This is a genomic window from Streptomyces sioyaensis, from assembly GCF_004122735.1.
GTDB classification, from domain to species: Bacteria; Actinomycetota; Actinomycetes; order Streptomycetales; family Streptomycetaceae; genus Streptomyces; species Streptomyces sioyaensis.
Map to the genome: position 1 here is coordinate 1 of NZ_SDIF01000100.1, position 25465 is coordinate 25465.

A 25465-nucleotide genomic window follows, 5' to 3' on the forward strand; every position below is an offset into this window, starting at 1 on the left:
GGGGAGCACCCGCCGGGCGGGAGAGAGCCCGCCGGACCTCGGCGCCTCGGGCTTCGGGCCTACTTGCCCGGCAGCGGCGGCTTGCTGTCCGTGTTGAGCCAGGTCTGGAACAGGTCGTCCAGCTGCTGGCCGGAGATCTTCTCGGCGAGCGCGATGAACTGGCCGGTGTCGGCGTTGCCGTAACGGTGCTGTGCGGTCCAGGCCGGCAGCAGCTTGAAGAACGCCTTGTCACCGATCCTCTCGCGCAGCACCTGGAGCGTCATCGCGCCCCGCTGGTAGACCGAGCCGGCGAACATGGTGTCCCGCTTGGGGTCGGCGATCTTCTGCTTCCAGAAGTCGTCGGCGGCGGGGATCTGGTTGTAGACCTTGCGGAAGGCGTCGTGGGCGCTGAGGGTCCCGCGGTGCTCGGACCACAGCCACTGCGCGTAGCTGGCGAAGCCCTCGTTGAGCCAGATGTTCTTCCACTGCTTGACGGAGACCGAGTCGCCGAACCACTGGTGGGCCAGCTCGTGGACGATGGTGGACTCGCTGCGCACGGCCGAGTAGACCGGCTTGGACTGCACCTCCAGCGAGAAGCCGGCCTCCGGCATGTCGTCGACGATCGCCCCGGTCTCCTCGAAGGGGTACGGGCCGAAGACCTTGGACCAGTAGTCGGTGGCCTCGGCGGTGATGCCGTAGACGTCGACCTTGCCGGTGGGCAGCGTGGGGTCGGTGGCGACGTAGATCGGGGTGCCGCCGGGGGTGGTGCCCGTACGGATGTCGAACTTGCCGATGGTGGCGGTGGCCAGGTACGTCGCCATCGGGCGGTTCTCGCGCCAGTGGGCGTAGGACCGGCCGTGCGCCTCCCCCGAGTTGACGAGCCGGCCGTTGGAGACGCCGGTCAGGCCCTTGGGGGCGTCGATGCGGATGTCGTAGGTCGCCTTGTCGCTGGGGTGGTCGCTGGAGGGGAACCACGTGGAGGCGGCGTTGGGCTCACAGGCGACGAAGACGCCGTCCTTGGTCTTCATCCAGCCGTAGTCGGAGCCGAAGATGATCGGCCCGCCCAACGGCTTGGGGACGCCGTGGTAGGCGAGGGTGACGGTGAACTTCCGGCCGCGGTGCAGCGCGAAGTCCGGGCGGATGGTGATCTCGTCGCCGGATCTGGCGAAGTGGGCCCGGCGGCCGTTCACCCGTATCGAGTCGACCGTCAGCTTCTGCAGGTCGAGGTCGAAGGAGGAGAGGTTCTGGGTGGCCCGGGCGGTGAGGGTGGTGCGGCCGTCGAGGCGGCCGCTGCTGGGGTGGTAGCTGACGCCGAGGTCGTAATGCAGGGCGTCGAAGCCGCCGTTGCCCAACTTGGGGAAGTAGGGGTCGCCGACTCCGGCGGCACCGGCGGACGCGCCGGGCGCCGCGGCGATCGAGGCGGTCGCGGCCACCGCGGTGGCCAGGGCCAGCCACCGGGAGGTGCGGCGCGCAGAACGGGAGAGTGCCATGAGTCATCCCTTCGGACACACGGATGAAGATCGAACAACCGTGCTGACTCTGCACTCTCCCGCTGCGTCTTGCCCAGGACTTTGCCAAGTCCAGGCGTTATTCGCCGGTTGAGGCCTTACTGCCGGCGGGGCCCTCGGCCGGCGGAGCGGCCGCCGGTGCCGGGTCGCCGGCGTTCTCCGGGTGGTGGCAGGCCACCTGATGGCCGGTCCGCAGCGCGACCAGCGGCGGCTCGGTGGTGGCGCACACCTCGGTGGCCTTCCAGCAGCGGGTACGGAACCGGCAGCCGGAGGGCGGGTCGATCGGCGAGGGCACATCGCCCTTGAGCAGGATCCGGTCGCGCTGGGTACGCCGCTTCGGGTCGGGCACCGGCACCGCGGACAGCAGCGCCTTGGTGTACGGGTGCATCGGCGTCTCGTAGAGCGCCTTGCGGTCGCTCAACTCCACGATCTTGCCGAGGTACATCACCGCGATCCGGTCCGAGACGTGCCGGATGACCGAGAGGTCGTGGGCGATGATGACGTACGTCAGGCCCAGCTCCTCCTGGAGGTCGTCCATGAGGTTGACGACCTGCGCCTGGATGGAGACGTCCAGCGCGGAGACCGGCTCGTCGGCGACCACCAGCTTGGGCTTGAGCGCCAACGCCCGGGCGATGCCGATGCGCTGGCGCTGACCACCGGAGAACTCGTGCGGATAGCGGTTGTAGTGCTCCGGGCTCAGGCCCACCAGCTCCAGCAGCCGCTGCACCTCCTTCTTCACCCCGCCCTCGGGCTCGACGCCCTGAAGGCGGAAGGGGGTGGAGACGATGCCGCCGATGGTGTGCCGCGGGTTCAGCGAACCGTACGGATCCTGGAAGATCATCTGGACGTCACGGCGCATCGGCCGCAGCCTGCCCGGCGACAGATGGGTGATGTCGCGGCCCTGGAACTCGATGGAGCCGCCGGTCGGTTCGTCGAGCCGGGTGATCAGCCGGCCCATGGTCGACTTGCCGCACCCGGACTCCCCGACGACGCCGAGTGTCTCCCCGGGCCGTACGTCGAAGTCGATGCCGTCGACCGCCTGCACCGCCCCGGTCTGCCGTTTGAGCAGCCCCTTGGTGATCGGGAAGTGCCGCACCAGGCCGCGGACCCGCAGCAGCGGCGCGGGGTCGGCGGGGGCCTTCGCGGCCTCGGTCCCCTTCTGGAGCGGGATCTTCTTGCTCTGGTCGTCCGTCGTGTCGGTCACAGCTTCGGCGCAATCTCTTCGGTCCAGATACGCTCCCGCTCCTCCTGCGGCAGGTGGCAGGCGGAGAAGTGCCCGCCGCCGACCTCGCGCAGCTCGGGACGGACCGTACGGGTCAGGTTGTCCTCGGGGACGTCCGCGTACGGGCAGCGGGGGTTGAAGGCACAGCCGGACGGGACGTTGATCAGGCTGGGCGGGGAGCCCTTCACCGGGATCAGCCGGTCCGTCTGGTCCCGGTCGATGCGCGGCATGGAGCCGAGCAGGCCCCAGGTGTAGGGGTGCTGGGGCGCGGAGAAGACCTTCTCGGCCGGGCCGCGCTCGACGCACCGTCCGCCGTACATCACCAGCAGGTCGTCGGCGAGCTCGGCGACCACCCCGAGGTCGTGGGTGATGATGATGACCGCCGAGCCGAACTCCTTCTGCAGATCGCGGATCAGGTCCAGGATCTGCGCCTGGACGGTGACGTCCAGGGCGGTGGTCGGCTCGTCCGCGATCAGGAGCTCGGGGTTGTTGACCAGCGCCATCGCGATCATGGCGCGCTGACGCATCCCGCCGGAGAACTGGTGCGGATGGTCGTCGACCCGCTTGTCGGGCTGCGGGATGCCGACCCGGTCGAGCATCTCGACGGCCCGCTTGCGCGCGGTCTTCTTGTCCACGGCGTGGTGGACGCGGTAGGCCTCCACGATCTGGGTGCCGACCGAGTAGAAGGGGTGCAGCGCGGACAGCGGATCCTGGAAGATCATCGCCATCTCGCGGCCGCGCAGCCGGCGCACCTCGTCCGGATCGGCGGAGACCAGCTCCTTGCCGTCCAGCCAGATCTCGCCGGACATGGTCACCTTGCTGCGCTGCTGGCGCGCGGCGCGGTGCAGCCCCATCACGGCGAGCGAGGTCACGGACTTGCCGGAGCCGGACTCGCCGACGATCCCGAGCGTCTTGCCCTTCTCCAGGCTGAAGGTCAGCCCGTCGACGGACTTCACCACGCCGTCGTCGGTGGGGAAGTGCACCTTCAGATCGCGCACGTCGAGGAAGGCGGCCGGCTGCGCTGCCTTCTCGGGGGCGGCCGCCGCGGTCCCCTTGGTGTCCTCGGAGGAATCGGTCACGAGAGCCTCACCCGCGGGTCGACGGCGGCGTACAGAACGTCCACCACCAGGTTGCACAGGACGATGAAGAACGCGGCGAGCAGGGTGACGCCGAGAATGTTGGGCAGGTCGTTGGCGTTGATCGCCTCGACGGCGAAGGCGCCGACTCCCTTGAGCGAGAAGACCTGTTCGGTGATGAGCGCACCGCCGAGCAGCAGGCCCAGGTCCATGCCGAAGACCGTGATGATCGGGGTGAGCGCGGCCCGCAGACCGTGCCGGACGACCACCTTGCCCTCCCGCAGGCCCTTGGCGCGGGCGGTGCGGATGTAGTCCTCGCTGAGCGTCTCCAGCATGCCCGCCCGGGTGAGCCGGGCGTAGAGCGCGGAGTAGAGGAAGGCCAGCGTGACCCAGGGCAGGACCAGGGTCCGGGCCCACAGGAACGGATCCTCCATCAGCGGCACGTAGTCGCTGCGCTCGAAGATCGGCCACTGGTAGGTGAACAGGGCCAGCGCCAGGGCGCCGGTGAAGAACATCGGGAGGGAGACGCCCGCCAGCGCCACGGTCATGGCCATCCGGTCGAAGACCGAGCCGGGGCGCAGCGCGGAGAGCACACCGGTCGCGACACCGGAGACCACCCACAGCACGGCGGCGCCGGCGGCCAGCGAGAGGGTCACCGGAAGCCGGGACTGGATCTCCGGCCAGACCTCGATATGGGTCTTGAAGGAATAACCGAAGCACGGCACATGGCACTTTGCCGCTTCCGGTCCGAATTTGTAGTCGACGCCGACGAAAATGCCCTTGAGGAAGTCCCAGTACTGCTCAAACACCGGCTTGTCCAGGCCGAGGTTCTTCTTCACCGCCGCGATGTCCGCGGGCGTGGGGGCCTTTCCGATGTATTGCTGGGCAAGCTGGTCGGTGGTCTGCCCGGCCAGCTTCGGCAGCAGGAAGAAGATGCCGAACGTGACCGCGCTGACGATCAGCAGCAGGACCACTGCGCTGATCAGCCTGCGGATGATGTACGAGTACACGGGGACGCGGCGCCGGCGCCGCGGGCCGGCCGGAACCGGCCCGCGGACGCCCTGCCTTCACCTGCCTTCCAGGGCTGCTACTTCTTGACGCCGATGTTGAGGTAGTCGTACTCACCGCTGAAGGCCGAGGTGGACACCAGGTTGGTGGCCTTGGGCGAGCGGTACATCAGGACCTTGAAGTAGGTCAGCGGGACGATCGCGGCCTGCTCCATCGCCTTCTTGTCGATCTCGGCGTACGCCTTCTCGCGGGCCGCCTTGTCGGTGTTGGCGATGGCGCTGTCGAGCAGCTTGTTGATCTCCGGGTCGTCCAGCTGCGACAGGTTCGAGTTGCCGGACTGGCCGATCGCCTTGCCGTGCAGGATCTGCTGGAGGTAGCCGTAGCCGGTGGGGAAGTCCGCGCCCCACTGCATCATCATCAGGCCGACGTTGTTCTTCTTGTCGAACGCCGGCACACCCGCGTAGTCCGAGAAGTACTTGCTGGACGGGTAGGACTGGATCTTGGCGGTGACGCCGATCTTCTTGAGCGACTCGATGACCGAGGTGGCCGCGTCGACCTCGTCCTGACGGTCGTTGCGGGCCAGGATCGTGGTCGTGGTCTTGCCCGCGCCGCACGCGTCCCAGTGCTTCTTGGCCTCGGTCACGTCCAGCTTGTCGCCGCTGTACTTCTGCGGGTACAGGTCGTACTTCTGGTAGCCGTCGATGTCGGTCGGCAGCACCGTGGAGGCCACGTCACCGCGGATCGGGCCGCCGAGCGAGGTCTGGACGGCCTTCTTGTCGATCGCGTACTCGACGGCCTTGCGGCACTCCAGCTTGTCGAACGGCTTCACCTTGGTGTTGATCGCCGTGTAGACGAGGCGCTGACCGAGCGCGTTGTCGGTCTGGGCCTTCTCCTTGGGGTCGGTCAGCAGCTGGGCCTGCGTCTGCCCGTCGACACCGCGGCCGGCCAGGTCCACCAGGGTGTTGCCCGACTGGAGGTCCTTGTCGATGGTCGACTGGGCGACCTTCAGATTCAGGACGATCTTGTCCGGCAGCTGCTTGCGCAGCGGGTCGGTCGCCGCGGACCACTGCGGGTTGCGGACCAGGGTGAGCTGCTTGCCCTCCTGGTAGCTCTGGAACTTGTACGAACCGGTGGACAGCACCGCCTTGGTGTAGTCCGCGCCCTTGTCCTTGGCCTGCGGGACCGGTGCGGTCTGCGGGGCGCTGACCAGGTAGTCGAACTCGGCGAACGGCTTCTTGAGGTGGAAGACGACCGTCTGCGCGTCGGGGGTCTCGATGGACTTCAGCCCGGCCTTGCTCTTGTCCTTGTAGGGACCCTTGTAGCCGCCGTCGTTGTCCTTGAGGAACTGCTGGAAGTAGTTCGGGCCCAGCGAGAGGGTGTCGCGCGCGAAGTTGCTGCGCTCGACGGCGTACTTGACGTCCTGCGAGGTGACCTCGGAACCGTCCTCGTACTTGACGCCCTTGCGGAGCTTGTACGTCCAGGTCTTGCCGCCGTCGCTGGACTTGCCCATCGACTCGGCGAGGTCCGGGACCAGCTCGTTGCCCTTGCTGCCGGGGCCCGGTTTGAAGGTGGTCAGCGGGCGCGCGTAGAGCCGGCTGAAGTTGTAGACGAAGGCGTAGTAGGTGTTGCCCGGGTCGAACGACTCGGGGGCGTCACTGATCGCGTAGGTGACCGTGCCCCCCTTCGCGTCCGAAGCGTTGACGACGCCCTTGGTGGCGGCGTTCGCCTCGCCCGAACCGCTTCCGGAATCCTTGCCCCCGCTGCAGCCGGCCAGCAAAAGGCCCGCACTGGTGATGGCCGCAACCGCCGCGACCGGAACTGACCTTCGCATGATGGTCGGTGCCCCTTCGTTCGTCGAGAAAGGTCAAAACATCAAAAACGCAGGTGAGACATGTGAGCGGGCGCCCCGCACCGCCGTCAGCGGCTGCGCGGGTCCAGCGCGTCCCGCAGACCGTCACCGAGCAGGTTGAAGGCGAGCACGGTGACGAAGATCGCGAGGCCAGGGACGATCATGTACTGGGGGTCGACCTCGTAGTACTTGACCGCTTGGTTGAGCATCCCGCCCCAGGACGCCTGGGGCGGCTGGATGCCGACGCCGAGGAAGCTCAGGGCCGCCTCGAAGAGGATGTTGGAGGGGATCAGCAGGGTGGAGTAGACGATGATCGGCCCCACCAGGTTGGGCAGCAGCTCCCGGAAGAGGATGAACGGGCCGCGCGCACCCATGCCGCGGGCGGCGTCGACGAATTCGCGCTCCCGCAGCGAGAGCGTCTGGGCGCGCACGATCCGCCCCATGTACGGCCAGTTGAAGAAGCCGATCACGAAGATCAGCACCGAGATGTGCAGCGGCAGGCCCTCCAGGCCGAAGGCGCCGCCCTGCAGCGAGGCGGAGATCGCGATGGCGAACAGCAGCAGCGGGAAGGCCAGGAAGACATCCATCATCCGGCTGATGAAGGCGTCCACCCGCCCGCGGTAGAAGCCGGCGACCACCCCGAGGACGGTGCCGAGGGCGACCGACAGCAAGGTCGCGCCGAACGCCACGATCAGCGACACCCAGGAGCCCTCCAGGACCCGGGCGAGCAGATCGCGGCCGAACTTCGGGTCCACGCCGAGCGGATGGTCCGCGCTCATGCCGCCCAAGTCCCCCTTGGGAAGGGTGGTGTTGGGGTCGATCAGCGCCTGGTTCGGGTTGTCGGGGTCCAGCCCCAGCAGCGCCTGGATCGGCCGGGAGAGCGCCGCGACGAGGACGAGCAGGATGACAACGATGGCACCGGCCACCGCGACCTTGTCCCGCCGGAAGCGCAGCCAGGCGATCTGACCGAGCGAACGCCCCTCGATCCGCTTTCCTTCCACGCCCTTCAGCACCGCTTCCGGCTGCGCCTGGGCAGCCGCCCCGGTGGTCTCGATCGGTGCGGTCACGGTGCCTTGACCCCTCTCGGCCGGCAGTGACCGGCCCACATCCCCGCCGCGTAGCGGCCTGCTTCACATCACTGGTGCAAGTCCTGCGGATTTCCCGGAAATTCGCGCAATGGAATTCGGGGATTCGCGTGACGTCGTGCGGGATGACACTCGTAGAAAGAACCGAGGTCCTCTGCTGCCGGAGTCTTCATCCGAGTTGCGAACACTCACCAGACCCGGTCAGGAAAGGATGCGTAACTGTGATGTGGCCCGCGGCTTTCCGTTATACGGACATCAACGCGGTCTGAGCGGGGCGCACCACCGCGGGAAAGGGGCTCAACCTCGGGGCAAAGCGGGAGAATTCACCCAGGAAAGGCGTCGGGCCGACGCGCCCTGCAGTGTCGGTGCGGCGGGTCAGTACGGGCGCGGGTAGCCGTAGCCGTAGGAGGCGGCGGGGGGCTGCTGCTGGGCGTAGCCGTCACGGTCGAAGAAGGGGCGCGTGGAGGCCCGCATCCACAGGGCGACCGGGTCGTACTCGTCGTTCATCGCGACCGTGGAGACCGGCAGACCGTCCGGCACCGCGCCGATCGACTGCTGGATCATCAACCGCGCCGAATCCACCGCCTGCTGGCCGGTGTCGTACAGATCCAGACCGACCGCCAGATACGGGGCACCGAGCGCGGGCTGCACCCAGGCCCGGCGCAGCGACCGGACGGCGGGCGTCCGGTGGGCGTTCTGCGCGAGCAGCGCATAGAACTGCGGGATGTCGATGACCGGCTCGGAGATCCGCAACGGCCCGGCGGGCAGCCGGTCGAGCCCGCCGGCGATCCGGCGCAGATCGAGCCAGGGGATGCCGACGCCGCCCCCGGGCGCGTGCGGGTTCAGCCACAGGCCCCAGCGGTCGGGGAAGAGCGCGGCGGCGATCTCCGGGCCGGTGACCACCTCGTGGTCGCGGTTCCAGCCGGAGGCGGCGAGCTCGGGCGCCGAGGTCACACAGGGCGCATAACCGAGGCCGTCGACCTCCATGTTGCCGTACTGCGCGTCGGCCGCTCCGGCCCGCCCCTGCCAGAGCAGCATCCAGACCTGGCCCGCGGCGAGCGCGTGCAGCAGTGCCTCATAGGCGTCATAACGGCCGGGCGAGACCTGCTGGAGCAGCTGCTCCAGCTGCCCGGCCGCCGCCGGCCCCTGATGCGCACCCGCGCTCACGTCGTCCGTCCCTCCTGTCAGCAGGGCACGTGTGGGTGCGCCCGCCCGTCATCCAACCAGCTTAGGGCTTGCCGAGGGGCCAGGGCCGGAAGGCCGCGGCATCGGGGTACCCCCGGCGTTCGCCGGGGGTGCGCCGTGCCTGAGGTCGCGACCCGGCCCCGGCCGCTCCGCAAGCCCTTACGAGTGGTCCCGAGAGTAGAAGGGCCGCACCCGCTCCAGCATCCAGTCGGCGACCGGGTCCCCCTGGGCGAGATCGAGCATGACGAGCTGCACGGGCCAGGGCACCGGTACGGCGCCGAGCGCACGTCCGAGGGCTGACAGTACCGCCTCGCGGGCCGTGCCGTCGTGCACGGCCGCGGGGTCGGCCGCGACCTGAACACCGACGAAGAGCGCGGGCGTGTCGCCCTCGACACTTGCCAGGGCACGCCGGGCAGTCAGGACAATTCCGGCGGCGGAGAACTCCAGTCCGGCGGCGGCGAGGAAGTCCACCGGCTCGTCCTGCCAGTCCGGTTCGAAGAGCCGCACCCGGCCGCCGCTCGGCGCACCGTCCATTCCCTGCTGTCCGGCCCGGCACAGCTCGAAGACCGCGGCGGGCGGCAGCGGGACGCCTATCGTGCCCTCGGGATTGACCACGATGCCGACCTGCGGCGGCAGCCCGCGGGCGAACTCCCGTGCCGGGGCGACGGTGAAGGACAGGTGCGATCCGACCACCCGCAGGAACTCCTGCTCGGAGCTGTAGACCGGGACGTAGGGCGCACCGTCGAGCTCGACGGTGGGCAGATCGAGGCCGCGGGCGCCGGGGCCGGCGCTCTGCGGGCCGCCGCCGTTGGGCAACGGCACCCACACCCGGCTGCGGCCCAGGACCTCGACGATCCGGCCGCCCGCGCCCGGATGCCCGACCGCGGCGGCCAGCACCTCTTCGAGCTCGTTCGCCGGCCACGCCAGCTGCGGTATCCCCTGCTCCGGAAATGTCATGTCAACCCACCCGTTCCAAACCGCACCTTCTGGCCGACGACCCTGGGGTCTGCCCGGTGGATCCGACCCTAGACGAGAAAGCGCGCGCGGAAACCCTCGGGGCACGGGCCCGCCGCGGGGCGGCCGCGCTCAGTCGAAGCCGATCGTCTCCAGGGTGTTCGCCGCCCGCCGGTCGAGCAGGACCGCCGAGCCGACCCCGTACGGCAGCCGGGCCGCCTCCGCCGCGCCGACCAGCCGGCCCACCGCCCCGCGATGGCGCGCGAAGGCGTACCCCGACACCCCGCGCCCCCGCGACTCCTGGCCGGACAGCGCCACCTCCGGCGGCACGTCGAGCAGCACCAGATGCAGCCCGCGGCCGCCGCGCACCGCGGAGCGGGCGAGCCAGCCGCGCACCCACGCCAGCGTCCCGCAGTCGTGCACCACCACGCTGTCGCCGGAGCGCAGCGCACGGCGCAGCGCCAGATAGTGGGCGGCCCGGACCAGCGGGCGGTAGAGGCCGTAGGGCAGCCGGCGCAGCCGGCCACGCTCCCAGCGCTCGCGGACGTCCTGCGAATCGATGCGGTGCACCAGGGCGCCGCGCCGGTCCAGCGGCGGCACCACGCGGTGCATCAGGGTGCTCTTGCCGCTGCCCGGCAGCCCGGAGACCACCACCAGATCACCGGCCGGGAACCGCAGCTCGACCGCGCCGCGCGCCCGCCCCGCACCCCGCAGATCCACGACCCCGGCGCGGCGGCCGGGCCGCAGGACCGTGCGCCGCGGACGGCCGCCGCGGGACACGGCGGCGGCCGCTCCCGGCACGCGGCCGGGACGCACGGCCTCGGTAGGCACGACCTCTGAAGTGGCACCGTATGCCGCTTCTCCGTGCACCGTGATCACCCTCCCCGTCCGGTTCTGTTCCGGTTCGAGTCCGTCCCGTACCCGCAGAGTGTCAAGAAAAGGTAATGCCCATCAAGACGGTTGTCCGATCTGCCCACGTCATGGGCGGGCCGCCCACCAGGGCTGCTGTATCCGGCGATCCCGTGCAATGATGTGGCCGCCACGTGCACACCGCGTCTCACTTGTGCACCGCCAACTCCATACCGGCCGCTTGAACCCGCGCGGGAGAGTCCCCGGCCGCCATGGCGGGGCGCCGAAGGAGCAAGTCCTCCCTTGAATCTCTCAGGCCCCTATACCGCACGGGCGAGGCAGATCTGAAAAGCGAGTCACCGCCCGGTTGACGGGGTGGCTCCACCCAAGGTGCAAACCGGGTCCGTTCGCGGGATCCCGGTGAACCTCTCAGGTTCCGATGACAGATGGGGAGAACGTCCTCTCACCCATGCCTGGGAGCCCAGAACCATGACTGATGCCCCCCGCCGTACCGCCTTGGATGCCACCCATCGCGCACTCGGCGCGACCATGACCGACTTCGCCGGCTGGGACATGCCGCTGCGCTACAGCAGCGAGCGCGACGAGCATGTCGCCGTCCGCACCCGCGCCGGCCTCTTCGACCTCTCCCACATGGGCGAGATCACCGTCACCGGCCCGCAGGCCGCCGATCTCCTCGACTACGCGCTGGTCGGCAACATCGGCGGCGTGAAGACCGGCCGCGCCCGCTACACCATGATCTGCGAGAAGGAAGGCGGCATCCTCGACGACCTGATCGTCTACCGCCTGGCCGACCAGGAGTACATGGTGGTCGCCAACGCCTCCAACGCCCAGGTGGTGCTGGACGCGCTGAGCGCGCGAGCGGGCGGTTTCGACGCCGCGATCCGCGACGACCGCGACGCCTACGCGCTGCTCGCGGTGCAGGGACCGGAGTCCCCCGGCATCCTCAAGGCGCTGACCGACGCGGATCTGGACGGCCTGAAGTACTACGCGGGTCTGCCCGGCACGGTCGCCGGCGTCGAGGCGCTGATCGCTCGTACCGGCTACACCGGCGAGGACGGCTTCGAGCTGTTCGTCCGGCCGGCGGACGCGGTGGCCCTGTGGGAGGCGCTGTCCGCGGCCGGCAAGGACGCCGGGCTGGTGCCCTGCGGTCTGTCCTGCCGCGACACCCTGCGCCTGGAGGCGGGCATGCCGCTGTACGGGCACGAGCTCACCACCGCGACCACGCCGTTCGACGCGGGCCTGGGCCGGGTCGTGAAGTTCGAGAAGACCAGCAACAACGGTGACTTCGTCGGCCGCGCCGCGCTGGCGGCGGCCGCCGAGCGCGCCGAGACCAACCCGCCGCGCAAGCTCGTGGGTCTGCTCGCCGAGGGCCGCCGGGTCCCGCGCGCGGGCTACCCGGTCGTCACGGCCGACGGCACGGTCATCGGCGAGGTCACCTCCGGGGCGCCCTCCCCCACCCTGGGCAAGCCGATCGCCATCGCCTATGTCGACGCGGCCTACGCCACCCCGGGCACCGAGGGTGTCCACGTGGACATCCGTGGAAGCCATGAGCCGTACGAGGTCAGCGCGCTGCCCTTCTACAAGCGGCAGAAGTAGCGGACCGCTCCCGCCGGGAGCCGGCCGCGGCGCGCACCCGTGCGTCGCACTGTGCAAGATCCCTCCCCTTGGCTCCGCCAGGGGCGACCCGCTTCACGACCACACCCTCGCGTACAGGAGAATCGAGCCATGAGCAACCCCCAGCAGCTGCGCTACAGCAAGGAGCACGAGTGGCTGTCGGGCGCCGAGGAAGGCGTCTCGACGGTCGGCATCACCGAGCACGCGGCCAACGCGCTCGGCGACGTCGTCTACGTGCAGCTCCCCGAGGTCGGTACCACGGTCGCGGCGGGCGAGACCTGCGGCGAGCTGGAGTCGACCAAGTCGGTCAGCGATCTCTACTCGCCCGTCGACGGGGAGATCACCGAGATCAACGAGGACGTCGTCAACGACCCCTCGCTGGTGAACTCCGCCCCGTTCGAGGGCGGTTGGCTGTTCAAGGTGAAGACCAGTGGTGAGCCGGCCGAGCTGCTCTCGGCCGACGAGTACGCCGCGTTCATCCAGAGCTGAGCCGCCGGCTCCCCGTCCGCCACCGCCGAGTGGAAGCTCCCCCGGCCTCCGTCCGGGAGATCCCCTTCGCGCCCCTGACTCCCCAGGAAAGACTCATGTCGCTTCTGAACAGCTCCCTCCATGAGCTCGACCCCGATGTCGCCGCCGCCGTCGACGCCGAACTCCACCGCCAGCAGTCCACCCTCGAAATGATCGCGTCGGAGAACTTCGCCCCCGTCGCCGTCATGGAGGCCCAGGGCTCCGTCCTCACCAACAAGTACGCCGAGGGCTACCCCGGCCGCCGCTACTACGGCGGCTGTGAGCACGTCGATGTCGTCGAGCAGATCGCCATCGACCGCATCAAGGCCCTGTTCGGCGCCGAGGCCGCCAACGTCCAGCCGCACTCCGGCGCGCAGGCCAACGCCGCCGCCATGTTCGCCCTGATCAAGCCGGGCGACACCATCCTGGGTCTCAACCTCGCCCACGGCGGGCACCTGACCCACGGCATGAAGATCAACTTCAGCGGCAAGCTCTACAACGTGGTGCCCTACCACGTCGACGAGAAGACCAACCTGGTCGACATGGAGGAGGTCGAGCGCCTCGCCAAGGAGCACCGCCCCAAGCTGATCGTGGCCGGCTGGTCCGCCTACCCCCGCCAGCTCGACTTCGCCGCCTTCCGCCGGATCGCCGACGAGGTCGGTGCCTACCTCATGGTCGACATGGCGCACTTCGCCGGCCTGGTCGCCGCCGGGCTGCACCCCAACCCGGTGCCGCACGCCCACGTCGTGACCACCACCACGCACAAGACCCTGGGCGGCCCCCGCGGCGGCGTCATCCTCTCCACCCAGGAGCTGGCCAAGAAGATCAACTCCGCGGTCTTCCCCGGCCAGCAGGGCGGGCCGCTGGAGCACGTCATCGCCGCCAAGGCCGTCTCCTTCAAGGTCGCCGCGTCCGACGACTTCAAGGAGCGCCAGCAGCGCACCCTCGACGGCGCCCGGATCCTCGCCGAGCGCCTGGTCCAGGACGACGTCAAGCAGCACGGCGTCTCCGTGCTGTCCGGCGGCACCGACGTCCACCTCGTCCTGGTCGACCTGCGCGACAGCGAGCTGGACGGCCAGCAGGCCGAGGACCGGCTCCACGAGGTCGGCATCACGGTCAACCGCAACGCCATCCCCAACGACCCACGGCCGCCGATGGTGACCTCGGGCCTGCGCATCGGCACCCCGGCGCTGGCCACCCGCGGCTTCACCACCGACGACTTCCGCGAGGTCGCCGACATCATCGCCGAGGCCCTCAAGCCGGCCTACGACGCCGACGCCCTCAAGGCCCGGGTCACGGCCCTGGCGGAGAAGTACCCGCTCTACCCGTCGCTGTGACGCGTCTCATGCGCTGACCTTCCCCTGGCCCGTCGGCGACGGCGGGCCAGGGGTGGCGGGACGGATCACAGGGATCACAGGGATCACCGGGCGCTCCGCCCCGGGGCCGCCCCTCTGGGCTTCACCCCCACAAGAGCCCTCCCCTTTCCCCTCTTTCTCCCTCTTCCTCCCCTTCTTCCCCTACTTCCGCGGGACCCCGGTGCGTCCGGCTCCAGCTGCCCGGCCCTCCCCGTGCCCGGCACCTGACCGGGCCCGCGTCCGCGTCCCCGGCCGGGCCCGCAACCGGGCCCCGGCGGCCGGAATCCGGGCCCCGCCCGGCACCCGCCGCGGCTCCGTATCCACCCCGACACCGGCCGTTAGCCCCGGCAACGGATGCTCTTCGGTTTCCGCCCGGAGGCAGCGCGTCCGGTCCGCGTTACGCTCGACAATCGGCGCAGAAACGTACCTCCTGCTCCATTGCTCCACCGTCCACCACGAGCAGACAAGGGAGTCCGCCCCCGTGGCCATCTCCGTCTTCGACCTCTTCTCCATCGGCATCGGCCCCTCCAGCTCCCACACCGTCGGCCCCATGCGCGCCGCCCGGATGTTCGTCGGACGGCTCAAGAAGGACGGCCTGCTCGCCCAGACGGTCAGCGTCCGCGCCGAACTCTTCGGCTCCCTCGGTGCCACCGGCCACGGCCACGGCACCCCCAAGGCCGTCCTCCTCGGCCTGGAGGGGCACTCCCCCCGCACCGTCGACGTCGAATCCGCCGACGACGAGGTGGAGCGCATCCGCACCACCAAGCGCCTGCGGCTGCTGGGCGCCGAAATAGGCGGCGCCCACGAGATCGACTTCGACGAATCGTCCGAGCTGATCCTGCACCGCCGCCGCGCCCTGCCCTACCACGCCAACGGCATGACGCTCTTCGCCTACGACGGCACCGGCGCGCCCCTGCTGGAGAAGACGTACTACTCCGTGGGCGGCGGTTTCGTCGTCGACGAGGACGCCGTGGGCGAGGACCGGATCAAGCTCGACGACACCGTCCTGACCCACCCCTTCCGCACCGGCGACGAACTGCTGCGGCTCTCCCGCGACACCGGGCTGTCCATCTCCGCCCTGATGCTCCAGAACGAGAAGGCCTGGCGCACCGAGGACGAGATCCGCACCGGACTGCTGGAGATCTGGCAGGTCATGCAGGGCTGTGTCACCCGCGGTCTGAGCCGCGAGGGCATCCTGCCCGGCGGCCTCAAGGTCCGCCGCCGCGCCGCCCACTCCGCCCGCCAGCTGCGCTCCGAGGGCGACCACGCCGCCCGCGCCATGGAGTGGACCACGCTCTACGCGATGGCGGTGAACGAGGAGAACGCCGCCGGCGGCCGGGTGGTGACCGCCCCCACCAACGGCGCGGCCGGCATCATCCCCGCCGTCCTGCACTACTACGTCAACTTCGTGCCCGGCGCCGACGAGGAGGGCGTCGTCCGCTTCCTGCTCGCGGCCGGCGCGATCGGCATGCTCTTCAAGGAGAACGCCTCGATCTCCGGCGCCGAGGTCGGCTGCCAGGGCGAGGTCGGCTCCGCCTGCTCGATGGCCGCCGGCGGCCTGGCCGAGGTCCTCGGCGGCTCCCCCGCCCAGGTCGAGAACGCCGCGGAGATCGGCATGGAGCACAACCTCGGCCTGACCTGTGACCCGGTCGGGGGCCTCGTCCAGATCCCGTGCATCGAGCGCAACGGCATGGCCGCGGTCAAGGCCGTCACCGCCGCCCGCATGGCCCTGCGCGGCGACGGCCACCACCATGTCTCCCTCGACAAGGTCATCAAGACCATGAAGGACACCGGCGCCGACATGAGCGTCAAGTACAAGGAGACCGCGCGCGGCGGCCTCGCGGTGAACATCATCGAGTGCTGAGCGCACGGCGCCGCTGAACCGTCGGCGCCGCAGAGAGGAGGGGCCGCCGGCGGGACCGGCGGCCCCTCGCTCATGGGCCGGGCCGCGCGCGGCGGCGGGCTACCGGCCGATCTCCCAGGCGAAGGGCGGGAGTTCACGGGCCCGGGAGTAGATCTCCAGGGCCTGGCCCGCCGGGACGAAGGGGTGGACCCGGGCGCCTTCGAGGCCGGCCAGTACCCGGGCGCAGTGGTGGACACAGCCGGCGACCTCCCGGCCATGACGGTCGACGAGGGTCGCGGCGTCGTGCGGCCCCTCGCACGGGGTGGGGTCCCTGGGCGCGGCGGCCGGGCAGCGGCCGCGGGAGGCGCGGGAGGCGCCGGATGCGCGAGTGGCCCGGTACGGCACCGGGGCGTCGAGTGGCTGGTTCATCGTGGAGTCCCCCTGACGGTGCGGTGGTACGTGCCGTGGGCAGTGGGGGTGGCGGGACGGCCGGAAGGCGCCCGCCGTCCCGGTGCCCAGGACAGTGCTGCTCGGCGCGGGACGCGTCCATGCCGCCTTGGGGAAGACCTGGTCGGATCGTCAGCTATTCGTGGGAATGGGCGCTGCCCGGCCGCGTACCGCCCCGGTCGGCAGGGTCCGGGCGGGGGACGGCGAGCGGCTCCAGGAGCAGCGCGAGACAGAGCAGGGTGGCCGCCAGCAGCCAGCCGCCGACGACATCGCCCGGCCAGTGGACGGCCAGGTACACGCGGGTCAGGCCGACGCCGGCGGCCCAGAGGGCGAGCACCGCCCACCAGGTGCGGGCGCGGGCGGGACCGACGCGCCGGGCAATGCCCCAGGCCAGGATTCCGGCCGCGAGTACCGAGGTGGTGGCGTGGCCGGAGGGGAAGGCGTAGCCGGAGGCGGGGCCGGCCCAGTCGACGGCCGGCGGGCGGGGGCGGGCGAGCAGTTCCATCAGGCCGTAACGGATCGCCTGGCCGGCGGCGAGGACGAGGACGGCGCAGCCCACCGCGCGCAGCCGGCCGCGCGTGTCCCGGCCGGCCAGCAGCCCGGCGAGCACCGCCAGCAGATAGGGGACGGCGCCGGTGCCGGTGGCGGTCAGCACCCGGGCGAGGGAGCGCAGTGGCTCTCCGTGGTGGGCGGCGGACCAGTGGACGGCGGCCCGTTCGGGGGCGAGCGGGACGCCGTGGCGTACGGACACGGTGACGGCGGTGGCGGTGAAGAGCGCCGCGCAGACCGCAGCGACGGTGAGCGGCGGGCGGACGGCGGGACCGGGGCGCGGGCCGGGGCCGCGCCGTGCGGTCTGCGGTTCCGGCCCCGGCGGCGGCCCGGACGCGGTCACCGGGCGGCCACCAGGGGACGCAGCCGGGTGGCGCGGATTCGCTCGACGGTGGGGCCGGCGTGGCGGGCGAGCGGGGTGGCGAGCCAGGCGACGAGGGCGCCGACGAGCAGGCCGACGACGACGTCGTGCGGGTAGTGCGCGCCGACCCAGACGCGCGAGGCCGCCATCAGCAGCGCGGCCGGCACCGCGATCCGGCCCAGTTGCCGGTCGCCCAGCAGCAGGGCGACGGCGGCGGCCGCCGCGATGGCGGAGTGGTTGCTGGGGAACGACCAGTCGCCGGGGCCGGGACAGGCCTCGACGGTGACGGTGTGCAGCGTCCGACAGGGCCGCTGTTCGTCGAAGACCGTCTTGACCAGGTCGGTGACGGCATAGGCGAGGACCACCACGACGGGGGCGGCCAGCGCCCCCGCCATCGCGCCGGGGGCACCGTGGCGCGCCCGCCACCAGGCGATCAGCATCAGGACGGCGAAGAGGCCGAGGCCGTAGTCGGTCCCGTAGGAGACGAGGGTGTTCAGGCCGTGCGGGGCGTGCTGCGCCAGGCCGGTGATCCGGGTGTAGAGGCCGCCGTCTATCGAGGCGCCGCCAAAGGCGAGGTGGTTCACGGGTTCTCCTTGGCGGTGGTGCGTACGGCGCGGTGGGGCGTGGGGAGCGGGGTGGCCGGGGGCGGTGGCCCAGGTGCCCCGCGGTGCGCCGGCAACCCCTGTCACCTGCGGAAATGCGGCGACGGAGGCGATGTCGGCGGCCCCTCGCATAATGGGTGCGGGCCTGCCCCACGACCGACCGGCCGACTACAGTCAAGTAGACGGCTGTCGGAACTGTAGACGACGAAAAGGTGAAGGGCGTTCCATGTCGGAGACATCACCTGTACAGCGGCGCCCTGCCGGCGAGCTGGAGGCGAGCGTGCTCGCGGCGCTCTGGGCGGCCGGGGAGCCGCTGAGCCCGGCCGAGGTGCAGCGCGCGCTCGGCGGCCGCCTCGCGCGCACCACCGTCACCACCATCCTCAGCCGGCTGCACGACAAGGGAGCGGTGTCCCGCTCCAGAGCCGGCCGCGGCTTCACGTATTCGCCGATACAGGACTCCGCGGGGCTGACCGCCCGGCGGATGCGCAGCGAACTCGACAAGCAGGACGACCGCGGCACCGCCCTCGCCCGCTTCGTCTCCCAGCTGACCAGCGAGGACGAGCAGTTGCTGCGGACCCTGCTGGAGGCGGCGGGGGACGCCCCCGAGGGGCCGTCCGCCGCCCCGCGGCCCGGCCCCGGAGCCGGCCCGTGATCGTCGCCGTCTGGATTCCGCTGCTGATGCCGCTGCTCGCGGTGCCGGCCGCCCGCCGCCTGGCCGAGTCGCTGCCGCCGCGCGCCGCCGCCTGGCTGCTGGCCGGCTGCGCGGCCGCCCTCGCCGGTTGCACCACCGCGGCGCTCGGCCTGCTGGCGGCCGCCGGGGCGCTGCGGCTGCCCCCGATCGCCGCCCTGGGTCACCTCTCCCTGCCGCTGCTCGGCGACAGCGGCGACGGTGCCGTGACCGTCCCCGTGGCCGCTGCCGCCGCCGCTCTGCTCACCGCCTGCACGCTCGCCGTCCTGCACCACGCCCGCCGGCACCGCGCCGAGCTGCGCGCCGCCCGGCGGGCCACCGGCGCCCACCCCACCTCCGGCGATCTGTGCGTCCTGCCCGACCCCGCCCCCGAGGCGTACGCCCTGCCGGGCCGGCCGGGCCGGGTGGTGGTCACCGCCGGGATGCTGCGGGCGCTGCCGCCGGCCGAGCGGGAGGCGCTGTTCGCCCATGAGCGCGCCCATCTCGCGGGCCGCCACCATCTGTTCCTGCTCACGACCACGCTCGCCGCGGCCTGCCACCCGCTGCTCCGCTCGCTGCGCGCACCCCTGGCGTACGCCCTGGAGCGCTGGGCCGACGAGACGGCCGCGTCCCGGGTGGGCGACCGCCGGGTCACGGCCCGGGCCATCGGTCGCGCCGCGCTGGCCGCCCGCCCGGATGCCCGGGCGCCGCACCGTCCCGGCGGCGTGCTGGCCGCGACGGCCGGCCCGGTGCCGCGCCGGGTCGCCGCCCTGCTGGACGGGGAGCGGGCGGCCGGTCACCCCCCGATACGGGCCGGCTTCCCGGGCCGCCGGCTGATCGCCGCGGCCCTGCTCGCCTGTGTCACCTTCTCGGCGGCCGCCGCCCTGGACGCCGCGGCCGATCTGCACGAGACGGTGGAGGTGGCCCAGGGGGAGGCGGCGCACTGAGGGCTCCCGGGGGCGGTCCGGCACGGAGCCGCGGCGCCCGGCGTCAGGAGTCCCCCGGCCCGTTCCGCCGGTGCGCCCGGGTGCCGCTCCCCTGTCCGGTCCCCACCGTGAAACCCAGGGTCGCGCCGCCGCCCTCGCGGCGGGCGGCGAAGGCATGGCCCCCGTGGGCGGTCGCGATCTCGCGGACGATGGCCAGGCCGAGGCCGGAGCCGGGCAGACCGCGGGCGGCCGCGGCCCGGTAGAAGCGGTCGAAGACCCGGGTGAGGTCCGCCTCGGCGATCCCGGGGCCGCGGTCGAGGACCTCGAAACGGGCGCCGGTGACCACGACCTCGATCGGCTCCGTCCCGCCCGCGTCGAACTTGGCGGCGTTCTCCAGCAGATTCGTCAGCGCCCGGTGCAGCGCGGCGGACCGGCCCTCGACCACCGCCGGGCGGACGGTCCGTACGGTGATCTCACGGCCGGTGCGGCGCCGGGCCGAAGCGGCCGCCTTCTCGGCGACCTCGGCCAGGCTCACCTCGGACAACGGGTCGTCGTCGCGCTGTCCGGCGGCCAGATCCACCAGCTCGTTCACCAGATCGCTCAGCTCCCTGGCCTCACCCGCCAGGTCGGCGAGCAGCTCCTCGCGGGCATCCGGCGGCAGCTCGTCGAAGCGCTTGAGCAGCGAGATGTTCGTACGGAGCGAGGTCAGCGGGGTGCGCAGCTCATGGCCGGCGTCCTGGACGAGGCGCTGCTGGTCCTGGACGGCACTGGCCAGCCGGCCGAGCATGTCGTCGAAGGCCCGCCCGAGCCGGGCGACCTCGTCCCGCCCCGCCACCGGGACCGGGACGTCCAACCGCCCGTGCTCGGCCACGCTCTCGGCGACCGAGGTCAGCCGCACCAGCCGGCCGGTGATCCGGCGCGCCAGCCACCAGCCGCCCGCCCCGGACAGCGCTATGACCGAGGCGGCCAGCAGGGCGGTGCGCTGCTGGAGGGCGGAGAGCAGATCCTCGGTCTCGCTGAACTTCTGGGCGACCTGGACCGCCCCGCGGCCACCGCCGAGCGCGACGGTCGCGACGTGGTAGACCTCGCCGCCGATGTCCGCCTCCCGCTCCACGTACCGGCCGGCGCGGGCGTCCCGGGCGATCCGCTGTTCCCCGTCACCGGCCGGCAGGGCCGGGCGGCCCAGCTCCACGATCCGGCCGCCGGCACCCAGGATCTGCACGTCGGTACGGGTGGGCCGGGTGAGGTCGTCGCGCGGCCCGTCGTGGTCGGGGTCGGTGGACGCATAGTCCTCGGGCCCCAGCGACTTCTCCTGGACCTGGGTGCGCAGATCCCCCACGACCTCCGAGAACACCGACTTCTCGTCCACCCGCACCAGCCGGGCCGCCGCGTCGTAGCTGAGGAAGCCGACGAGGACGGTCACCGCCGCGGCACCGGCGGCGAAGGCCACCGCGAAGGTGGTGCGCAGGCTGGCCGGCTTCCGGGTACGCAGCCAGGCGGCCTGCCCGCCGTTGCGCCAGGAGCGCAGCCGGGCACGCAGCCCCCGGCCGGTCCGGGCGCCCGGACCTCTCCCTCCGCCGCGCGGCCCGGACATCTCAGTCCTCCCGCAGGACGTAGCCGACGCCCCGCACCGTGTGGATCAGCGGACGGCTGCCCGGGACGTCGACCTTGCGCCGCAGATAGCCCACGTACACCGCGAGGTTCTTCGAGCCCGGCCCGAAGTCGTAGCCCCAGATCCGGTCGTAGATCGTCGAGTGGTCCAGGACGATCCCGGCGTTCCGGGCCAGCAGCTCCAGCAGTTCGAACTCGGTCCGGGTCAGCTCCAGCTCCCGCTCGCCGCGCCAGGCACGGCGCGAGGGGCCGTCGATCCGCAGATCCGCCGCCTCGACGACCCCGCTGTCCGCGAGCCGGGCCTCGTCGGCCTCCCCCGGCCCGCCGGCCCCGTCGGTCCCGGGCCCCGGCCCCGCCGTCCCGGCCGGATCCGGCGTCGTCCGCCGCAGCAGCGCCCGCAGCCGCGCGAAGACCTCCTCGACCTCGAACGGCTTGACCACGTAGTCGTCCGCACCGGCGTCCAGTCCGGCGATCCGGTCCGCCGTCTCGACGCGGGCGGTGAGCATGAGGATCGGGGTGCGGTCCTGCTCGGCCCGCAGCACCTGGCACACCTGGAGCCCGTCGATCCCCGGCATCATCACGTCCAGCAGGATGACATCCGGCCGTTCGCGGTGGGCGGCGGCGAGCGCCTGGATGCCGTCGGCGACGGCGGTGACCTGGTATCCCTCCAGGGTCAGGGCACGCTCCAGCGCGGTGCGGATGGGGCGGTCGTCCTCGGCGAGCAGCACGGAGTGGGTCACGCGGCAAGTCTGCCAAGGGCTCGGGGGTGCGGCTGCGGGCGGCCGGTCCGATGGCGGGTTTCTTACTCGCCTCTCACCCGTGGTTCTTACCGGGCTCTCACCCTGGCCACGCCATTGACTTACCCCTTGCCGCCACGGTTGCCCGGTGCCGGACGGTCGGCCGCGACGACCAGGTCGCGAGGGTACCGGCCGGTCGGAACGAGTCGGCACATCTCGGGGAGAGCACCACACCGCATGAAGATCACCCTCCTGCTGCACAACGCCTACGCCATCGGCGGCACCATCCGCACCACCTTCAACCTCGCCGCCGCGCTCGCCGACCGGCACGACGTCGAGATCGTCTCGATGCTCCGGCACCGCGAGGTCCCGCGGTTCACCCCGGACCCCCGGGTGCGGCTGGTACCGCTGGTGGACACCCGCGTCGGCAGCAAGGACATGGCCGATCCGCGCTTCGGCGAGGCCGCGCAGGACTTCCCGCTCGCCGAGAAGCGGTACCAGCAGTACAACCGGCTGGTCGACGTCCGCGCCGCGGAGTTCCTGCGCGGTACGGACGCGGACGTGCTGATCGGCACCCGGCCCGGCATCAATGTCTACCTGGCCCGCTTCGGCCCGCGCCGGGCACTGCGGATCGCCCAGGAGCATCTGAGACACGACGCCCACAGCAAGCAGCTCCGCGCCGAACTCGCCCGCCACTACCGGACACTGGACGCCCTGGTCACCACCACCGAGGCGGACGCCGCCGTGTACCGGGCGCGGATGCCGCTGCCCGGGGTACGGGTCCTGGCCGTGCCCAACATCGTGCCCGCGCCGGACGGCCCGCCGTCCGAGGGCACCGCGAAGGTGATCTCGGCCGCCGGCCGGCTGGTCCGCGGCAAGCGCTTCGACCTGCTGATCGAGGCCTTCTCGGCGGTCGCCGCCAAGCACCCCGACTGGCAGCTGCGGATACACGGCGGCGGCGCCGAGCGGGCCAAGCTCCAGGGGCTGATCGACGGCCTCGGGCTGAGCGGGCAGGCGGAGCTGACCGGGCCGCGCTCGCCGATAGAGGCGGAGTTCGCGAAGGCCTCGATCGTCGCCTCGGCCTCGGACGCCGAGTCGTTCGGCATGACCATCGTCGAGGCGATGCGCTGCGGGGTGCCGGTCGTCAGCACCGACTGCCCGCTGGGCCCCGCCGAGATCATCCACGACGGCCAGGACGGCCTGCTGGTGCCGCGCGGGGACGGCCAGGCGCTGGCCGACGCCCTGATGGAGCTCATCGAGGCCCCGCAGCGCCGCCGCGCGATGGCCGAGGCCGCGCGGGAGAGCTCGCACCGCTACGACCCGGAGCCGATCGCCGAGCGCTACCAACTCCTCTTCCAGGAGCTCCGGTCGACGCGCAACGGCCGGGCCTGGCAGCGCACCGTGGGCCGTACCCGCAACCGTGTCCGGCGGCTGCTGCGACGGGCCCTGCGCCGCTGAGGCGGCCGCCCCGTACGGCGGCACCCGGTCCGAAAAGCACCGGACGCGCCGTCACATCCGCCCGCGTGCACGGAATTTCCCGACCACTGTCTGGCGCCTTCCGGTATCGGCATGCTGAACTACTGAAAACTGCTGGAAACTGCTGGAACGAAACCGAATCGCACGGAACACAGAACACAGAAACACTGAGATCCCGATGGCACCACATTGCGGGAACGGGGCAGTTCGGGGTCACAGCAGTTCTGGATCACGGCGGCGGCAGCGGGTCACCACACCGGGACACAGTGCGCAGGGGCACAACGGCGCACAAACACAGGCACGTCACACCACATCGCAACACGGTTGCCGCTTCGAGCAGTTGACGCTTCGAATCCGCAGGTCCGATCGGCAGGAGGCCGTTCATGCTGCACGGTGTCGATGTCAGCTCCTACAACACCTCGTATTCCACCGAGGGGTTGGACTTCGTTTTCGTCAAGGCCACCGAAGGCCGTTCCTACATCAATCCACACCAGTCCGCGCAGGCGTCGAAGGCCCGTAAGGCGGGCTGCGTGGTCGGTTTCTACCACTTCCTGTGGCCGGGAAATATCGCCGCCCAGGCGAAATACTTCGTCGAAAAGTGCGCGTCGGTCCAGGGTGATCTCCTGGCCTGCGACTGGGAGCTCACCGGCGAGGGGACGTATGCCAGCAATGCACAGAAGGACCAGTTCCTGGCCGAGGTGAAGAGGCTGCGCCCCACCCACCGCGTGCTGCTCTACTGCAACCGCGAATTCTGGCTCCACCGCGACACCACGTCGTACGCGGCCGACGGCCTGTGGATCGCCGACTACGTCTCCGCCGGTCACCCCCGGATCAAGGCGAAGTGGCGCATCCATCAGTACACCGACACCCCGCTGGACAAGGACGTCGCGGACTTCACGAGCAAGGCCGCCCTCAAGAAGTGGGCGCACCCGGCATAAGGTTTCCTACCGGCACGCCGATTCGCGCCCCCGGGAAGCGTACGCACGCGCGGAAGAAACGCTGCGTAAACCTCGCGGGACGGTGCGTCACAAGGGACCCCGTGCCACAGGAACCGTGCGTCACGACAACGGCACGACGCACCCCGAGAAACCAGAGGAGCAGCCGTGACCGACCCGGCGTCCAAGGCCCTGCAGCAGGAGATCGCCCGGGATCTCCAGGTGACCGCGTCCTTCGACGCCGAGCAGGAGATCGAACGCCGGGTGGCCTTCCTCACCGGGCGGCTGACCTCCGCGGGCCTGCGTTCCCTGGTCCTGGGGATCAGCGGCGGCGTCGACTCCACGACCACCGGGCGGCTCTGCCAGCTCGCCGTGGAGCGGGCCCGCGCCGCCGGGCACGAGGCGACGTTCTACGCGATGCGGCTGCCGTACGGCGTCCAGGCGGACGAGAAGGACGCCCAGCGGGCGCTGGAGTTCATCCGCGCCGACCGGGAGCTGACCGTCGACATCCGCCCGGCGAGCGACGCGGCGCTGCAGGCCGCGGTGGACGGCGGGCTCACCTTCCGCGACGCCCACCACCAGGACTTCGTCCACGGCAACATCAAGGCCCGCCAGCGCATGATCGCGCAGTACGCGGTCGCCGGTGCCCGCGACGGCCTGGTCGTGGGCACCGACCACGCGGCCGAGGCGGTCTCCGGCTTCTTCACGAAGTTCGGAGACGGCGCGGCCGATGTGGTGCCGCTCACCGGCCTGACCAAGCGCCGGGTACGCGCCGTCTCGGCGGCGCTGGGCGCCCCGGCCGAGCTGGTCCACAAGGTTCCGACGGCCGATCTGGAGACCCTCGACCCGGGCAAGCCGGACGAGGACGCGCTCGGCGTGAGCTACGACCAGATCGACGACTTCCTGGAGGGCAAGCCGGTCGACGACACCGCCGCCCAGGCCATCGTCCGCCGGTACCGCTTCACCGAACACAAGCGGGCGCTGCCGATCGCGCCGTGAGGGGAGCGGGGCGGCGGCCGGGGGCGGGTGTCGGCGCTGCCGATGGCGCCTCCCGGTGAGCTCAAGGCTCTCCCCCAAAGCTCTCCCCCAGGCTCTCCCC

Annotated in this window: 23 protein-coding genes and 1 riboswitch; of the genes, 9 read left to right on the forward strand and 14 right to left on the reverse strand. The window is 71.5% G+C overall.

The genetic code is table 11. The features are described from left to right. Positions 1-59: 59 nt before the first annotated feature. The 9 genes from EST54_RS26170 to EST54_RS26210 all read right to left on the reverse strand — a co-directional run bounded on the left by EST54_RS26170 (position 60) and on the right by EST54_RS26210 (position 10697). Positions 60-1469 carry a M1 family metallopeptidase gene (locus tag EST54_RS26170; protein WP_129250186.1) on the reverse strand — a complete coding sequence of 470 codons (1410 nt, stop codon included), beginning with the start codon at positions 1467-1469 and terminating at the stop codon, positions 60-62. A 97-nt stretch (positions 1470-1566) separates the two neighbouring features. Then, the gene (locus EST54_RS26175) at positions 1567-2658 is read right to left on the reverse strand and encodes an ABC transporter ATP-binding protein (RefSeq protein ID WP_244942618.1); all 1092 of its coding nucleotides are present in this window, start codon (positions 2656-2658) and stop codon (positions 1567-1569) included. A gap of 29 nt (positions 2659-2687) precedes the next feature. Next, entirely contained in the window at positions 2688-3788 is a 1101-nt protein-coding gene (locus tag EST54_RS26180; RefSeq protein WP_129250188.1) for an ABC transporter ATP-binding protein, read from the reverse strand. Continuing rightward, a complete protein-coding gene (locus tag EST54_RS26185) occupies positions 3785-4795 on the reverse strand; it encodes an ABC transporter permease (RefSeq protein WP_129250189.1) in 1011 nt (336 codons plus the stop codon). Before EST54_RS26185 ends, EST54_RS26180 begins: the two co-directional genes overlap by 4 nt. A 77-nt stretch (positions 4796-4872) precedes the next feature. Then, positions 4873-6624, reverse strand: a complete 1752-nt coding sequence (locus EST54_RS26190; RefSeq protein WP_129250190.1) for an ABC transporter substrate-binding protein — start codon at positions 6622-6624, stop codon at positions 4873-4875. A gap of 86 nt (positions 6625-6710) precedes the next feature. After that, a complete protein-coding gene (locus EST54_RS26195; protein WP_129250191.1) occupies positions 6711-7709 on the reverse strand; it encodes an ABC transporter permease in 999 nt (332 codons plus the stop codon). Positions 7710-8102: 393 nt separating this feature from the next. After that, complete coding sequence (locus EST54_RS26200; RefSeq protein WP_129250192.1) at positions 8103-8894, reverse strand: enhanced serine sensitivity protein SseB C-terminal domain-containing protein; 792 nt, start codon at positions 8892-8894, stop codon at positions 8103-8105. Positions 8895-9071: 177 nt separating this feature from the next. Further along, the gene (locus EST54_RS26205; protein WP_129250193.1) at positions 9072-9869 is read right to left on the reverse strand and encodes an enhanced serine sensitivity protein SseB; all 798 of its coding nucleotides are present in this window, start codon (positions 9867-9869) and stop codon (positions 9072-9074) included. 129 nt (positions 9870-9998) lie between these two features. Further along, entirely contained in the window at positions 9999-10697 is a 699-nt protein-coding gene (locus EST54_RS26210) for an AAA family ATPase (RefSeq protein WP_307825414.1), read from the reverse strand. A 260-nt stretch (positions 10698-10957) separates the two neighbouring features. After that, positions 10958-11053, forward strand: a riboswitch (glycine riboswitch). 151 nt (positions 11054-11204) lie between these two features. Here EST54_RS26210 and gcvT point away from each other — a divergent pair. The 4 genes from gcvT (at position 11205) to EST54_RS26230 (ending at position 16076) form a co-directional block, all read left to right on the forward strand. Next, a complete protein-coding gene (gcvT, locus tag EST54_RS26215) occupies positions 11205-12332 on the forward strand; it encodes a glycine cleavage system aminomethyltransferase GcvT (RefSeq protein ID WP_129250194.1) in 1128 nt (375 codons plus the stop codon). Between the two features lie 129 nt (positions 12333-12461). Continuing rightward, positions 12462-12839 (forward strand): glycine cleavage system protein GcvH, encoded by a 378-nt coding sequence (gcvH, locus tag EST54_RS26220; RefSeq protein ID WP_006602987.1) that lies wholly within the window; start codon positions 12462-12464, stop codon positions 12837-12839. Positions 12840-12934: 95 nt separating this feature from the next. After that, entirely contained in the window at positions 12935-14194 is a 1260-nt protein-coding gene (gene glyA, locus EST54_RS26225; RefSeq protein ID WP_129250195.1) for a serine hydroxymethyltransferase, read from the forward strand. 499 nt (positions 14195-14693) lie between these two features. After that, positions 14694-16076 (forward strand): L-serine ammonia-lyase, encoded by a 1383-nt coding sequence (locus EST54_RS26230; protein ID WP_129250196.1) that lies wholly within the window; start codon positions 14694-14696, stop codon positions 16074-16076. A gap of 99 nt (positions 16077-16175) precedes the next feature. Here the strand turns inward: EST54_RS26230 and EST54_RS26235 are convergent, their stop codons facing one another. The 3 genes from EST54_RS26235 to EST54_RS26245 form a co-directional block, all read right to left on the reverse strand. After that, positions 16176-16484, reverse strand: a complete 309-nt coding sequence (locus EST54_RS26235; RefSeq protein ID WP_174857519.1) for a hypothetical protein — start codon at positions 16482-16484, stop codon at positions 16176-16178. A 154-nt stretch (positions 16485-16638) separates the two neighbouring features. Next, positions 16639-17394: a phosphatase PAP2 family protein gene (locus EST54_RS26240; RefSeq protein ID WP_129250197.1), complete on the reverse strand. Its 756-nt coding sequence runs from the start codon at positions 17392-17394 to the stop codon at positions 16639-16641. Continuing rightward, positions 17391-17996: a phosphatase PAP2 family protein gene (locus EST54_RS26245; RefSeq protein ID WP_129250198.1), complete on the reverse strand. Its 606-nt coding sequence runs from the start codon at positions 17994-17996 to the stop codon at positions 17391-17393. The genes EST54_RS26240 and EST54_RS26245 overlap by 4 nt, the downstream gene beginning before the upstream one ends. A gap of 244 nt (positions 17997-18240) precedes the next feature. Between EST54_RS26245 and EST54_RS26250 the strand changes: the two genes are divergently transcribed. Together EST54_RS26250 and EST54_RS26255 are read left to right on the forward strand one after the other, a co-directional pair. Beyond that, positions 18241-18666, forward strand: coding sequence for a BlaI/MecI/CopY family transcriptional regulator (locus tag EST54_RS26250; protein WP_129250199.1), 426 nt, complete (start codon positions 18241-18243; stop codon positions 18664-18666). Further along, positions 18663-19628: a M56 family metallopeptidase gene (locus tag EST54_RS26255; RefSeq protein WP_129250200.1), complete on the forward strand. Its 966-nt coding sequence runs from the start codon at positions 18663-18665 to the stop codon at positions 19626-19628. Before EST54_RS26250 ends, EST54_RS26255 begins: the two co-directional genes overlap by 4 nt. Positions 19629-19671: 43 nt before the next feature. On the opposite strand, the gene EST54_RS26260 is transcribed toward EST54_RS26255, so the two are convergent. Further along, a complete protein-coding gene (locus EST54_RS26260; protein ID WP_129250201.1) occupies positions 19672-21201 on the reverse strand; it encodes a HAMP domain-containing sensor histidine kinase in 1530 nt (509 codons plus the stop codon). A 1-nt stretch (position 21202) separates the two neighbouring features. Continuing rightward, entirely contained in the window at positions 21203-21958 is a 756-nt protein-coding gene (locus EST54_RS26265) for a response regulator transcription factor (protein WP_174857520.1), read from the reverse strand. 234 nt (positions 21959-22192) lie between these two features. On the opposite strand from EST54_RS26265, the gene EST54_RS26270 reads away from it, so the two are divergent. From EST54_RS26270 to nadE, 3 genes are all read left to right on the forward strand, one after another. Continuing rightward, complete coding sequence (locus tag EST54_RS26270) at positions 22193-23413, forward strand: glycosyltransferase family 4 protein (protein WP_129250202.1); 1221 nt, start codon at positions 22193-22195, stop codon at positions 23411-23413. Between the two features lie 401 nt (positions 23414-23814). Then, positions 23815-24369 (forward strand): GH25 family lysozyme, encoded by a 555-nt coding sequence (locus EST54_RS26275; protein WP_129250203.1) that lies wholly within the window; start codon positions 23815-23817, stop codon positions 24367-24369. A 165-nt stretch (positions 24370-24534) separates the two neighbouring features. Continuing rightward, entirely contained in the window at positions 24535-25365 is an 831-nt protein-coding gene (gene nadE, locus EST54_RS26280) for an ammonia-dependent NAD(+) synthetase (protein ID WP_129250204.1), read from the forward strand. Positions 25366-25465 lie beyond the last annotated feature (100 nt).